This is a genomic window from Microbacterium sp. J1-1 (assembly GCF_024498615.1).
GTDB classification, from domain to species: domain Bacteria; phylum Actinomycetota; class Actinomycetes; order Actinomycetales; family Microbacteriaceae; genus Microbacterium; species Microbacterium aurugineum.
On sequence record NZ_CP089590.1, the window covers coordinates 1,076,913 to 1,090,127 of the forward strand.

A 13,215-nucleotide genomic window follows, 5' to 3' on the forward strand; every position below is an offset into this window, starting at 1 on the left:
CGCCTCCCTCTCCGTTTCCCTCTCCGCCTCCAGCGGCAGGCTCCAGCGGCAGGGCGGGCCGCTCCTCCTGAAGGAGAACACACGAATAGAAGGAGCGTTCAGGCCATCTGCTCCTTCATGTCGTGAGTTCTCCTTCATGTCGGGGGACGGGGGCGAGCGGGGGACGGGGTGCGGGGAGCGCGAGCGGGAAGGGGTGCGGGGGCAGGGGCGGGGCGTGGACATGACATGTGTCATGTCGAGGAGATGACACTGCCCTCCGGACTCCGTTGCCGCGACGGGCGAGGCTGGAGGCATGAACAACTCCTCCGTGGGCGAGTCGGCGACGCGGGTCACCGCGCGACCGGCATCCGAGGTCCCGAACGATGATCCCGTGGTGCTCGAACTGCGCGCCGTGAAGCGACACTTCGGCGTGGGCGACCGCCGCGTGCACGCGGTCGACGGCGTGGACCTGTCGATCCGACGCGGTGAGGTGGTCGCGCTGCTCGGCCCCAACGGCGCGGGCAAGACGACCACACTCGACATGCTGCTCGGACTCACCGAACCCAGCAGCGGTACCGTGCGGGTGCTCGGTGTCACGCCCGAACGCGCGACGTCGAGTGGGGCGATCGGGGCCGTGCTGCAGACCGGCGGGCTGCTCGGCGACCTGACCGTGGGCGAGACCGTGCGCCTCATCGCCTCCTTGCACGGATCCGACGCGCTGGGACGGGTTCCCGAGGTGATGGCTCGCGCCGATCTGGATCACCTCTCCCGTCGCCGCGTCGCGAAGTGCTCCGGCGGCGAGCAGCAGCGGGTGAAGTTCGCGCTCGCGATGGTCTCCGACCCCGACATCCTCGTGCTCGACGAGCCCACGGCGGGCATGGACGTCACCGCGCGTCGTCACTTCTGGGACGTTATGCGGGCGGATGCGGATGCCGGTCGCACGATCATCTTCGCCACCCACTACCTCGAAGAGGCAGAGCAGTTCGCACGCCGGACCGTGGTGATGCACCGCGGCACGGTCGTCGCCGACGCTCCCACCGCGCTGCTGCGTGCAAGCCTCGGAGAGCGCACCGTGTCGGCGACCGTCGCCGAGACCTCGACGACCCTCGTCGCCACGTTGGTGGCCACGGAGGGTATCGCGGACGTGCGCCTGGACGGTGACCGGGTGAGCCTGCGGGCCGCGGACTCCGATGCCGTCGCCCGCCTCCTCCTCGACCACGGCGCTCACGATCTCGAGATCGCCGCTCCCACCCTCGAAACCGCCTTCACGGCGCTGACGGAGAACTGACATGCTCGTCTCACCCACCATGCTGCGCATCGAAGGCGTCCGCCAGCTGCGCAATCCCTACACGCTCGCGTTCACTCTGGCCATGCCGGTCGCGATGTACCTGCTGTTCGGTGCCGGGATGGGCTACGGCTCCCTGTCCGCCGGCAACGGCAACGTCTCGTTCTACGTGATGACGTCGATGGCCGCCTACGGCACCGCCGTGGCGATGAGTTCGCTCACCTCCCTCGCCGCGACCGAGGCGAAGCAGGGGTGGGGGCGCCAACTGGCGATGACCCCGCTCACCACCGCCGGCTACGCGGTGACCAAGCTACTCACCGCCGTCTCCTTCGCGGCCCTGGCCCTGCTGGCGGTCTTCACCGCAGGCATGATGACGGGGGCACAGGTCGAGGATGCCTGGCGCTGGGTCGCGACCGCCGGCATCATCCTCGGGATCGGCTTGATCTACGGACTGTTCGGCCTCGGCGTCGGGCTCTTCTTCAGCTCGGACTCCGCGGCGGCGCTCGCCTCCATCTCGATGACGTTCTTCGCGTTCTTCGGCAACGTCTTCATGCCGCTCGACGGCGTGATGCTCGACATCGCTCGGTTCACCCCTCTGTACGGTTTCGTCGCGCTGAGTCGCTGGCCGCTCACGGAAGGCGTGCTCACCACGGGGCAGACCGATGAACTGTGGATGCTGTTCCTCAACGTCGCCGTGTGGCTCGCGCTGTTCGTCCTGCTGGTGACGATGGGAATCAAGCGCTCGCGGGCGCGCCAGTAGCGGCACGCACCGACAGTAGGTTGGACGGATGACGAGACATTCGACACGCGCCGCGGACCGCGCCACCGGGAAGGACCCGTGGGCGCGGTTCGGCTGGCTGATGGCCGTGATCTGGCTCGTGTTCCTCGTGTACCCGGTGATCGCGCTGGTGCACTCCGAGGCGGCACCGGCCTGGGTCGTCGTCGGCTGGATCGCTCTGTTCGTCTTCGTCGTCCTCTACATCACCGGCTTCATCCACGGCATGCGCGGGGGCGGGGGACTGGGGCGCCCACCGTCGAGGCGGCAGTGGGCCACCTTCGCCGCGCTGATCGGTTGCGCGCTGATCTCCGTCCCGGCTGAGGGTGGATCGGCCCTGAGCTTCCTGCCGTTCATCATGTCGTTCGCGTCCTATGGCCTGACCCGTGTCTGGCACTGGATCACGACGATCGGCGCCGTCGTGGTCACCGTGGCCTGCGTCTTCCTCATCCCCGGCGGCTCCACCTACCTCTCCGTGCTCGCCATCGTGGTCCTGCTCGGTGTCGTGAACACCGTGTCGACCTGGCTCATCATCCGTTCCGCGGAGGCGGAGCGACTCGGCCTCGAACTGGCGACCAGCGAAGGACGCGAAGCCGTCGCCCGCGATGTGCACGACCTGATCGGCCATTCGCTGACGGTCGTCGGGCTCAAGGCGCAGCTGGTGCGGCGCCTGATGGACTCCGATCCGGAGCGGGCGAAGGTTGAGCTCGCCGACATCGAGCGACTCACTGCCGAGGCGATCGCGGGTGTGCGCTCGACGGTGGCGGGAGCGCGTGCGACGACGCTCGTGGAGCAGCTCGCGTCGTCGCAGGATTCCTTCCGCGCGGCCGACATCGAGGTGCGGGTCGACGGTGAGCCCGGCGCGCTGTCTCCCGCCCAGGCGCTCACCGCGAGTTGGATCCTGCGCGAGGCGACCACCAACACGCTCCGCCATTCGCGGGCGCGCACGGTGCTCGTACGACTCGCGCCCGGACGCATGATCGTGGAGGACGACGGGGTGGGCATCAGCGGGAGCGAAGGGAACGGCATCCACGGGATGCGCGAGCGCGCGGCGGCGGCGGGCGCAGGATTCGTCATCGGGCCGGCGGGTGCCTCCGGAGGCTCCGGCACACGGGTGGAGGTGACGTGGTGAGCATGTCGCAGGACGGCGGCACGATCCGTCTGCTGATCGCCGACGATCAGGCGCTGGTGCGCGGGGCGCTCGGAGCCCTGCTCGATCTGGAGCCCGACCTCGACGTGATCGGCATGGCCTCCGAGGGAGCAGAGGCGGTGCGGCTCGCGACGGAGCTGCGACCGGATGTGTGCCTGATGGACATCCAGATGCCGGGGATGGACGGTGTGGAGGCGACGCGCCGCATCCGCGAGGCGAGTGCCGGGACGCGGGTGCTCGTCGTCACGACCTTCGCCCGACCGGGCTACCTGCGCTCGGCGTTGGACGCCGGGGCGAGCGGCTTCATCGTGAAGGACACGCCGGCAGAACAGCTCGCGGAGGCCGTGCGTCGGGTGCATGCCGGGCTTCGCGTGCTCGATCCCGTGCTTGCGGCGGACAGCCTGTTCGAGGGAGCCAACCCGCTGAGCGATCGGGAGCAGCAGGTGCTCCGCCTCGCGGCGGACGGACGCTCAGCGGCGGCGATCGCCGCCGAGGTGTTCCTCTCCGCGGGCACCGTGCGCAACCACCTGTCCGCGGCGATCGGGAAGACCGGGGCGGGCAACCGGGCCCAGGCGGTGCGGATCGCACTCGACAAGGGATGGATCTGACGACCCGGACCCCGCTCTGCGGCGATGTCGGTGCCCGCGCGTACCGTGGATGCCGACGGGCGAAGGCGCCCGAGAGGAGGGTGTGATGGACTGGAAGATCGAACTCATCTTCGTGCCGGTGACCGATGTGGACCGGTCGAAGGCCTTCTACGAAAAGGTCGGCTTCCACGCGGACTGGGACCAGACTCCGGTCGAAGGACTCCGCTTCGTGCAGATGACGCCGCCCGGATCGGCGTGCTCGATCGCTTTCGGCACGGGATTGGGCATCGACCTCGAGCCCGGAAAGCAGAACACGATCCAGGTCGTGATCCCGGATGCGGACGAGGCTCTTGCTCACCTCAAGGGGCTCGGCGTCGAGGCGCGAGGGGTCGACGAACTCGCGTGGGGGCGTTTCGTGTCCTTCGACGATCCCGACGGCAACTCCTGGACGCTGCAGGAGCTTCCCGACTACGGCGCCTAGCGTTCCGCGACCACCTCGATCTTGAAGCCTGAAGCGTTCTCGAGCCATCCGGCGTAGTGCTGATCCCCGCCCGCGTGCGGGTAGCGGTCTGCGTAGAGCGGGTGCCAACCCCGGCTGGCTGCCTCAGCCATGATCGCGTCCACATCGCTCCGGTCGCCACCCTGGAGCGCGAGGTGGTTGAGTCCCGCGCGGCGGCGGTCGTGCACCGTATCCGACAGGTTCGGTGAGGTCGTGAGGGTGAGGTAGGCGCCGCCGGCTGCCCAGCTCTCCCCGCCGGACCACTCGCTGTCGAGGGTGAAGCCGAGACGGGTCAGAACCCAGCGCCATTCCGACCGGACGGCGTCGAGGTCGGAGATCCACAGCTCGACATGATGAAATCCCGGCATGGTCCGAGTGTGCCACGGCTCCCGTCAGGAGTTCACGCGGATGATCTCCTGCTGGTACGGGGCGATGACATCCCCGGAGATGCGCAGGTCCAGCAGCAGGAACCGACGCGACGAGGGGTCTTCGGCGGTCCATGCCTCGAGTCGATCGAGGTCGGCGAGGGTGCGCACGACGACACCTTCTGCGCCGACGGCGGCACCGAACGCGGCGAAGTCGACCTCCGGGATGCGCATCGGGGCCTCTGCCAGCCCCTTGAGGCCGTACAGGTTCACTTCGGCACCGTACGCCGCATCGTTCCACACGACGGCCATCCCCCGGCCGCCGGCTGAGCGGACCGCGGATTCCAGGTCGGCGATCGCCATCAGTCCGCCGCCGTCTCCGGAGGTGAGGACGATGGTCGAATCGCGCCGCGCCAGTGCGGCACCGACGACGCTCGGCCAGCCTTGACCGATCGACTGGAATGCGGTGCCGACCATCATCATGCGATCGGGTGCGGCGACCGGCCAGTACATGTTCGCCCATCCGATGAAGTGCCCTCCGTCAGAGACTACGATCCGATCTTCGGGGAGCAGTTCGGCGATGCGCCGCGCCGCGGAGCGCGGGTCGAGGCGGCCGTCGGGAGCGAGGTCGTCCCCGTCGTCGTAGGCGCGGGCAGAGGCGACATCGACGCTCTCCCGCCAAGGGTTGGCGATCGTGGTCGTGCCGATGCGGTCCACGAGTGCTTCGGCAGCGACTCGTGCGTCCGCGCGGACGAAGCCGCCGACGTGTGCGTGCGTCGCCGCGGGCGCGATGTCGATCTGGAACACCGTCGTGCCCGGCGCGAACAGCTCGCCGAATCGCATCGTGAACTGGTTCAGCGACGCGCCGAACACGACGGCGACGTCGGCCGTGTGAATCAGTTCCATCGCGCCGTCCGCACCGAAGCCGCCCGTCACACCCAGGTCGTACTGCGTCTCGGGGAACACTCCACGGCCGAGGGCGGAAGACGCGGTCAGCGCTCCGGTGGCTGCGGCGAGCTCGCCCAGGGCCGTGCTCGCGCCGGAGAGCCAGGCACCGCGGCCGGCGAGCAGGAACGGTCGTTCGGCACCGGCCAGGGCGGCGGCGATCTCGTCGAGCATCCCTTCGGCGAACGCCCCGCGCGGCGCGAGGGGTGCCGGAACGCGCGGCGACGGAGCAGCGGGCACTTCTCCGGCTTCGAGAGAGGCAACGTCATAGGGGATCGCCAGCACGACGGGAACCCGATACGTGAGGGCGTGCTCGATCGCGATGACGGTGGTGGCCGCGGCGTCCGCACGACCGACGGTATACGTGCGCGCACCGACGGCCGATGCGAGCGCGATCTGATCGACGTCCCACGGACGGGGGCCCGAGGTGGGTTCATCGCCGACCACGAGCACGAGCGGCACGTGTGCCTGCACGGACTCGGCGAGGGCGGTGAGCGTGTTGGTGAAGCCGGCGCCATACGTCGAGGTGCCCGCGGCGATCCGCCCGGATGCGCGGAAGTGGGCATCGGCGGCGACCACGGCGCCCTGCTCGTGGCGGACGGCGGTGAACGTGGTCTCCGTCTGCTTCTCGAGCGCATCGAGGAAGTAGGCGTTGCCGTTTCCCATCACCCCGAAGACGGCGTCGATGTGCTGGGCGAGGGTGAGGGCGACGTGCGCGGACACGGTGGGCATGCGAAAGCCTTTCGAGACAGGGACGGAGGAACTGCGGGATCCGTATGTGTCTCGCCTCCGCGTCGTCGTGGAGTGCTTCGTGCCTCTTTTTCAGGCACCGGCGTGGCCGGACCCGCCCATTCTACCGGCGGAGGGGTGCCGGCCGATGCGGGAGAATGCTCAGATGACAGATGCATCGATCGAGCGCGAGACGCTCACCTGGGATGGCTTCGGAGCGGCGACGCGTGATCTGGCACGGGACATCCTCGCCAGCGGCTTCGAGCCGGAGGTGGTCGTGGCCATCGCGCGGGGCGGTCTGCTTCCGGCCGGTGCCATCGCCTACGGTCTCGGTGCGAAGAACTGTGGTGCGATCAACGTCGAGTTCTACACCGGGATCGGCACGGTGCTCGATGCGCCCGAGGTGCTTCCGCCGGAGCTCGACATGGCGTACCTCGACGGACGCCGGGTGCTGCTCGTGGACGACGTCGCCGACTCCGGGCGTACGCTCGCGCTGGCCGTGCAACTGCTGAAGGACAAGGGTGCCGACGTGCGGTCCGTCACGATCTACACCAAGCCGTCGACCATCATCCAGCCCGACTTCGCCTGGAAGGACACCGACCTCTGGATCAACTTCCCGTGGTCTTTCCGCGGCACCGTGCGCGAAGAGGATCTCGGGCTGGCGCCCTCGGCCTGATCGCGCGTCACCCGCGCAGCAGCGCCCGAAGCGCCTGGATCGTGTCGGCCTCACTCGGCGACTTGTCGTCGCGGTACCCCTTGACCCGTGCGAAGCGCAGGGCGAGACCCCCCGGATAGCGCGGGGAGCGCTGCACGCCGTCGATCGCGATCTCCACGACGATCTCCGGGCGCAGGAACACGGTCGACGCCGTGCGGTGCGACTCGTGCTCGGGGAAGTGCTCGGTCTGCCACTTCAGGAGCTCATCGGTGAGGCCCTTGAACGTCTTGCCGACCATGACGAACCCGCCGGGGTCGCCGAACTCGCCTTCCGGGTCGCGGGCGCCCAGGTGCAGGTTCGACAGCCAACCGCGACGACGGCCGGAACCCCACTCCGCGCCGAGGACCACCAGATCGAAGGTCAGCACGGGTTTGACCTTGACCCACGACTTGCCTCGGCGACCGGCCGCGTAGGGGGCGTCGATCGCCTTGACCACGACTCCCTCATGGCCCGCGGCGAGGGCCTCGCGCGAGAGACGCTCGGCGGCCTCCGGATCGGCGGTGACGAGCCCGGGCATCCGCCAGTCGCCGGCCACGCGTTCCAACTCGGCCAGCCGCACGGAGAGCGGCTCGTCGAGCAGGTCGCGCCCATCCACGTGCAGCACGTCGAAGAACCACGGCCGTAGCACGAGGTCTCTCGACACCTCGGCCCCGAACCGCGACATCGTCTCTTGGAACGGGCGCGGCCCTCCGTCTTCATCGAGCGAGAGCGTCTCGCCATCGAGGATGACATCGTTCACCGGAAGCGCACGCACGATCTCGACGAGCTCCGGCACACGGTGCGTGATGTCGGCCAGACTCCGGGTGTAGACGCCGACGTCGTCTCCCTGACGGTGCACTTGGATGCGGGCGCCGTCGAGCTTGTACTCGACCGACGCCTCACCCGTGATCTCGAGCGCCGCAGTCGTCGTCGCCGCCGTCGCCGCGAGCATCGGGAGCACGGGGCGCCCGACCTGCAGTCCGACGGATTCGAGGTCTTCTGCGGTTCCGGTGAGGGCGATGCGGGCGGTCTCGCCGAGGTCGCCCGACAACATCGCCGCGCGGCGCACGACGGCGGCCGGACGGTCGGAGGCCCGCGCGATCGCATCGAGGAGCACTCCCGACAGGGCCCCGGTGCGCAGCTCGCCGAGCATCGCGCGAACCAGGAAGTCCCACTCCGAGGCCGTGGCACGCGCAGCCAGATCGACGAGGATGCCGGTGCGGGCGGCGGCGGAACCGGAACCGGAGGTCGCGGTGAGCACGTCGAGCGCGGCATCGACGTCTCCGACGCTCAGCGAGGGATCGTCGGCATGCGTGATGTCGAGAGCCGTGAGCCTGCGCCACCCGACCCCCAGCCTGCCCTGGCGCGGCGAGGCGAGGAGGAGACCGATCAACGCGGGGAGGTCGGATGGTTCCGCGCGCGCGAGAAGGTCGGCCAGGGCGTCGATCTTGGCGAGCCGGGACGACGTCGCCCCGACGCGGTCGGCCGTGAGGACGAGCTCTGTGAGCATCATCTGGGCATTCTCGCACCGGCGTCCGACATCGGTGCCGGTCGGTCACGACGTTCCGAGTCCGCGCTGACCGGCGCGCTCAGTGCCCGCGGAACTCCGGCTTCCGCTTCTCCTGGAAGGCGGCGAACCCTTCACGGTAGTCGGAGGTGTCGCAGAGGGCGGCCTGCGCGGCGTTCTCGATGCCGACCGCATCCCACAGCGTGAGCCGCTCTTCTCGGATGCGGGCGACCAACTCCTTGCTCGCGAGGAAGGCAGCGGTGGCTCCGCGGGCGGCAGCGGCAGCGGCAGCGGTCGTCGCCTGCACGACCTCGTCGTCGGGGAAGGCGCGCGAGAAGAGGCCGGACGCCACGGCTTCGGCCCCGCTCATCAGGCGCCCCGTGTAGATCAGGTCGAGTGTCTTGTGCGCACCGAGCCGGTCGAGGAAGAGCGCGTGGCCGCCGGAGTCGAGCGTCGCACCGAGCGCCGCGAACGGGGAGCCGACCTTCGCCGACTCGGCCACGTACACGACATCGGTCGCGATCAGGAGACCGAGCCCCACGCCGAGGCAGGCGCCGTGGGCGACCGCGAACGTCGGGGCGGGAAACCGGGACATGCGCTGCAGTAGCGGCGTCACGAGGCCGCCGAGGTAGCCGAGCACATCGTCGCCCCGGGGGTCGACCCCGGAGATGTCACGGCCGGCGCAGAAGGCGCGCCCCTCTCCGCGGAGCACGAGCGCCCGCACCCCCGCGCCTTCCGCCTCGATGTATGCGGATTCCAGTTCGGCGAGGGCCCGCTCGTCGAGCGCATTCAGCTTCGACGGCGCGTTCAGCACGATCGTCGCGACGTCGTCGGCGATGGCGAGGTCGATCATGGGGGCCTCCGGGTCAGACGTCGTAGTCCACGACCACGCGGTCGCTGGTCGGATGGGACTGGCAGGTGAGCACGAATCCGCGCTCGAGTTCGTCGGGCTCCAGGGCGTAGTTCTCGGTCATGGTGACGCTGCCCTCGAGCACCCGGGCGCGGCAGGTCCCGCAGACGCCGCCTGCGCAGGCGAACGGGGCATCGGGGCGCACGCGCAACGCCGCGTTGAGCACCGACTCATGCGCATCCACCGGACTCTCCACCGTCGAGGAGACGCCGTCGAGGGTGACTTCGATGCGTACGGTCTTCTCGCCCGCACGCACCTGCACCGGCCGGGCCGCACGTGCCGGTTGGTCACCGGTCGTGAACAGTTCGAACCGGATGTGGGAGCGATCGACTCCGACGTCGGCGAGCACCTCGCGACAGAGATCGACCAGGGCGAGCGGCCCGCACAGGAACCATTCGTCGACGGTCGACGGCGGGATGAGCGTGCCGAGGATCGTGCGGAGCTTCTCTTCGTCGATCCGGCCGGAGAGCACTGGGGCCGCGCGCTGCTCACGGGACAGCACGTGGTGCAGTACGAGCCGGGTCGGGTAGCGGTCCTTGAGGTCGGCGAGGTCTTCCAGGAACATCACGTCGAGCGTCGCCCGGTTCGTGTACAGCAGGGTGAACCGCGACGAGTCGGACCGGTTCAGCACCGTGTGCGCGAGCGCCATCAGCGGCGTGATGCCGGAACCGGCGGCGATCCCCACCACGTGACGGTCATCGAGGTCGTCGAGCGCCGAGGTGAAGGTGCCCTGGGGGCTCATCACGTCGATCTCGAATCCGGCGTGCAGGCCGGTCTGGGCCCACGTGGAGAAGAGCCCGCCCTCGTCACGCTTCACGGCGACGCTCAGCCGAGTGTCCTGTCCGTCGTCACGGTGCTCCGGGGCGCGGCACAGCGAGTAAGAGCGCCGCACCTCGGTGCCGTCGAGGGTCGTGCGCAGCGCCACGTACTGACCGGGAAGGTGGTCGTACTCGTCGGCGAGGGCCGCCGGCACGGTGAAGGTCACCTCGACCGAGTCGTCGGTGAGCGGACGCACGTCTTCGACGACGAGCGTGTGGAACCGGGCGCGCGTGCGGGGTGCGGCGGCGCGGGGCGCAGCTGCGCGCGGAACGGGCGGCGGAGCGGAGGTGAAGAGCGACATGTCAGTGCACCTTGAAATGGTCGAAGGGCTCGAGGCAGGCACGGCACTCGAACAGCGCCTTGCACGAGGTCGAGCCGAAATGCGAGACCTCACGGGTATCGAGCGAGCCGCACCGAGGGCAGCGCACGCTCAGCGAGACGCGGATGGGACCGGTCGACACGGCGGCGCGGCCGGAGGGCGGCGCGATGCCGTATTCCGCGAGCTTGGTCTTGCCGGCATCCGTCATCCAGTCCGTCGTCCAGGCGGGGGAGAGGACCAGGCGCACCTCGACCTCGTCGAAGCCGGCCGCGGTGAGGGCGAGCACCACGTCGTCGCGGATCGTGTCCATCGCAGGGCACCCGCTGTAGGTCGGGGTGATGTCGACGTGGACCCGCGTGCCGTCGACCTCGACCGCACGGAGCACACCGAGGTCCTCGATCGTGAGGACGGGCACCTCGGGGTCGGGGACGGCGGCGGCGATGCGCCAGGCAGCCTGCGTCGGAGTGAGCGTCACCATGTCGCCCCCGGATGCCGTCGCGCGAGCACCTGCATCTCGGCGAGGATGTGACCGAGAGGGGTGGCATGGGCGCCGTGCCTCCCGCCGGCCGAGGACGGCATGACGGCAGGGACCGACAGCTCCGCCTCGGCGAAGACGGTGTCGACCACGCCGTCGAAACCGGCACGGAGACTCGACGGACGCACGGCCGCAGCGTCGAGCCGGTCGATCAGGTCGTCGTCGCGGAACAGCTCGTCGACATACGGCCAGACATCCCCGAGTGCCCGGATGATCCTGGCGCGCGACTCCTCGGTGCCGCCGGCGAGGCGCAGGACCCACTGGACGGCGTGATCGCGATGGTAGTCGACCTCTTTGAGGGACTTCTCGGCGATCGCCGCGAAGGTCTCGTCGCTGCTGGCGCGCAGTGCGGAGTAGAGCTCGAACATGAACGTGGCGACGACGAACTGCCGGGCGATCGTCTGGGCGAAGTCACCGTTGGGCTGCTGCACGATCCACGCACAGCGGAACTCGGGCTCATCGCGGAAGAAGGCGAGCTCGTCTTCGCTGCGGCCGTCGTACGACCCCGCGTAGTGAAGGAAAGACCGCGCGTGGCCGAGGAGGTCGAGGGCGATGTTGCCCACCGCGACATCCTCCTCCAGCTCCGGCGCCCGGGAGATCCAGGCGCCGAGCTGCTGCGACAGGATGAGCGCGTCGTCGCCGAGGCGGAGCGCGTACTCGGCGATGTCGGCGGAGGCGGCGATCGCGCCGGTGCCCGAGAGCTCCTGCGAGAGGCGGAGCTCGTCGACCGAGACGTCGCCGTGGACGTCGATGTCCTCGTGCGCGGTTTCCGGGTGCGGGGCGCTCACAGGTGCGGCACTCCCTCTGAAGCCGTGTAGTACACGGCGTGCCGGTAGTTCTTGCCGGCCGGGCTCTCGAAGTAGGCGCCCTTGGCGTCGGGGTCGCTCGTGGTGATCGCCTCCGCCGGTGCGACCCAGATCGAGACGCCCTCACCGCGGCGCGTGTACAGGTCACGCGCGTTGCGGATCGCCATCTCGGCATCCGGCGCATGGAGTGAGCCGACGTGCACGTGGCTCAGTCCGCGGTTCGCGCGGACGAACACCTCCCACAGCGGCCACGGCTCCCGCTCGTCCGCTCCCGGCGTCGCCATCATGCCACCGCCTTGGTCTTGAGAGCCTGCTTGCGTGCGTACTCCGCCGCGGCCTCACGGACCCATGCGCCCTCTTCGTGCGCGGTGCGCCGGCGCTCGAGGCGCTCGGCATTGCACGGGCCGTTGCCGCGCACGACCTCGAAGAACTCGTCCCAGTCGATCTCGCCGATCACGTACCGGCCGGTCTCCTCGTCGAAGCGCAGGTCGGGGTCGGGCAGGGTCACTCCGAGGATCTCGGCCTGAGGCACGAGCATCCCGACGAAGCGCTGGCGCAGCTCATCGTTCGAGAACCGCTTGATCTTCCACTTCATCGACTGGGCCGAGTTGGGGGACTGGTCGTCGGGCGGTCCGAACATCGCGAGACTCGGCCAGTACCACCGGTTCACGGCGTCCTGGGCCATCTCGCGCTGCTCCTCGGACCCCTGCATCAGGGTGAGCAGGATCTCGAAGCCCTGCCGCTGGTGGAAGGACTCCTCCTTGCACACGCGCACCATCGCACGGCCGTACGGGCCGTAGGAAGCGCGGCACAGCGGCACCTGGTTGCAGATCGCGGCACCGTCGACCAGCCAGCCGATCGCGCCCATGTCGGCCCAGGTCGGCGTGGGGTAGTTGAAGATCGAGGAGTACTTGGCCTTGCCGCTGATGAGCTGATCCATCATCTCGTCGCGGGTGGTGCCCAGGGTCTGGGCGGCGGAGTACAGGTAGAGGCCGTGGCCGGCTTCGTCCTGGACCTTCGCCATCAGGATCGCCTTGCGCTTCAGGCTCGGGGCGCGGGTGATCCAGTTGCCCTCGGGCTGCATGCCGATGATCTCGGAGTGCGCGTGCTGCGAGATCTGCCGGACGAGGGTCTTGCGGTAGGCATCCGGCATCCAGTCGCGCGGTTCGATGCGCTGTTCGTTCGCGATGAGTTCGTCGAAGAGACGCTCCTCATCGGAGAGGTCGCCCACCAGGGACAGGTCTGCGGGACTGGTCATCGTCGACTCCTCAACATCCGGTCATCTTTACTGACCGATCGTTAGGTAATTCT

The 13,215-nt window shown here is 69.4% G+C and carries 15 protein-coding genes; 6 read left to right on the forward strand and 9 right to left on the reverse strand.

Going from position 1 to position 13,215, the window contains the following annotated elements:
• Positions 1–292: 292 nt before the first annotated feature.
• The 5 genes from LRQ07_RS05105 to LRQ07_RS05125 all read left to right on the forward strand — a co-directional run bounded on the left by LRQ07_RS05105 (position 293) and on the right by LRQ07_RS05125 (position 4,257).
• The gene (locus tag LRQ07_RS05105) at positions 293–1,267 is read left to right on the forward strand and encodes an ABC transporter ATP-binding protein (protein WP_256536021.1); all 975 of its coding nucleotides are present in this window, start codon (positions 293–295) and stop codon (positions 1,265–1,267) included.
• A gap of 1 nt (position 1,268) precedes the next feature.
• Complete coding sequence (locus LRQ07_RS05110) at positions 1,269–2,024, forward strand: ABC transporter permease (RefSeq protein ID WP_232762339.1); 756 nt, start codon at positions 1,269–1,271, stop codon at positions 2,022–2,024.
• A gap of 28 nt (positions 2,025–2,052) precedes the next feature.
• Positions 2,053–3,171 (forward strand): sensor histidine kinase, encoded by a 1,119-nt coding sequence (locus LRQ07_RS05115; protein WP_256536022.1) that lies wholly within the window; start codon positions 2,053–2,055, stop codon positions 3,169–3,171.
• Between the two features lie 2 nt (positions 3,172–3,173).
• Positions 3,174–3,797: a response regulator transcription factor gene (locus tag LRQ07_RS05120; RefSeq protein ID WP_232763159.1), complete on the forward strand. Its 624-nt coding sequence runs from the start codon at positions 3,174–3,176 to the stop codon at positions 3,795–3,797.
• A gap of 85 nt (positions 3,798–3,882) precedes the next feature.
• Positions 3,883–4,257: a VOC family protein gene (locus LRQ07_RS05125; RefSeq protein WP_047522708.1), complete on the forward strand. Its 375-nt coding sequence runs from the start codon at positions 3,883–3,885 to the stop codon at positions 4,255–4,257.
• Here the strand turns inward: LRQ07_RS05125 and LRQ07_RS05130 are convergent.
• Positions 4,254–4,643 carry a VOC family protein gene (locus LRQ07_RS05130; protein WP_256536023.1) on the reverse strand — a complete coding sequence of 130 codons (390 nt, stop codon included), beginning with the start codon at positions 4,641–4,643 and terminating at the stop codon, positions 4,254–4,256. The two genes, LRQ07_RS05125 and LRQ07_RS05130, sit on opposite strands and share 4 nt — an antisense overlap.
• 24 nt (positions 4,644–4,667) lie before the next feature.
• Complete coding sequence (locus LRQ07_RS05135; protein ID WP_256536024.1) at positions 4,668–6,317, reverse strand: thiamine pyrophosphate-binding protein; 1,650 nt, start codon at positions 6,315–6,317, stop codon at positions 4,668–4,670.
• A 163-nt stretch (positions 6,318–6,480) separates the two neighbouring features.
• On the opposite strand from LRQ07_RS05135, the gene LRQ07_RS05140 reads away from it, so the two are divergent.
• Positions 6,481–6,990, forward strand: coding sequence for a phosphoribosyltransferase (locus LRQ07_RS05140; RefSeq protein WP_047522748.1), 510 nt, complete (start codon positions 6,481–6,483; stop codon positions 6,988–6,990).
• A 7-nt stretch (positions 6,991–6,997) separates the two neighbouring features.
• Here the strand turns inward: LRQ07_RS05140 and LRQ07_RS05145 are convergent, their stop codons facing one another.
• The 7 genes from LRQ07_RS05145 to paaA form a co-directional block, all read right to left on the reverse strand.
• Positions 6,998–8,521, reverse strand: coding sequence for an ATP-dependent DNA ligase (locus LRQ07_RS05145; protein WP_256536025.1), 1,524 nt, complete (start codon positions 8,519–8,521; stop codon positions 6,998–7,000).
• Positions 8,522–8,597: 76 nt separating this feature from the next.
• Positions 8,598–9,368 (reverse strand): enoyl-CoA hydratase/isomerase family protein, encoded by a 771-nt coding sequence (locus tag LRQ07_RS05150; protein ID WP_256536026.1) that lies wholly within the window; start codon positions 9,366–9,368, stop codon positions 8,598–8,600.
• 13 nt (positions 9,369–9,381) lie between these two features.
• Entirely contained in the window at positions 9,382–10,545 is a 1,164-nt protein-coding gene (gene paaE / locus LRQ07_RS05155) for a 1,2-phenylacetyl-CoA epoxidase subunit PaaE (protein WP_256536027.1), read from the reverse strand.
• 1 nt (position 10,546) lies between these two features.
• Positions 10,547–11,041 (reverse strand): 1,2-phenylacetyl-CoA epoxidase subunit PaaD, encoded by a 495-nt coding sequence (paaD, locus tag LRQ07_RS05160; protein WP_047522724.1) that lies wholly within the window; start codon positions 11,039–11,041, stop codon positions 10,547–10,549.
• The gene (gene paaC, locus LRQ07_RS05165) at positions 11,035–11,886 is read right to left on the reverse strand and encodes a 1,2-phenylacetyl-CoA epoxidase subunit PaaC (RefSeq protein WP_256536028.1); all 852 of its coding nucleotides are present in this window, start codon (positions 11,884–11,886) and stop codon (positions 11,035–11,037) included. The genes paaD and paaC overlap by 7 nt, the downstream gene beginning before the upstream one ends.
• Positions 11,883–12,188 (reverse strand): 1,2-phenylacetyl-CoA epoxidase subunit PaaB, encoded by a 306-nt coding sequence (gene paaB, locus LRQ07_RS05170; RefSeq protein WP_029262355.1) that lies wholly within the window; start codon positions 12,186–12,188, stop codon positions 11,883–11,885. The genes paaC and paaB overlap by 4 nt, the downstream gene beginning before the upstream one ends.
• Positions 12,188–13,162: a 1,2-phenylacetyl-CoA epoxidase subunit PaaA gene (gene paaA / locus LRQ07_RS05175; RefSeq protein ID WP_256536029.1), complete on the reverse strand. Its 975-nt coding sequence runs from the start codon at positions 13,160–13,162 to the stop codon at positions 12,188–12,190. The genes paaB and paaA overlap by 1 nt, the downstream gene beginning before the upstream one ends.
• Between the last annotated feature and the right edge of the window lie 53 nt (positions 13,163–13,215).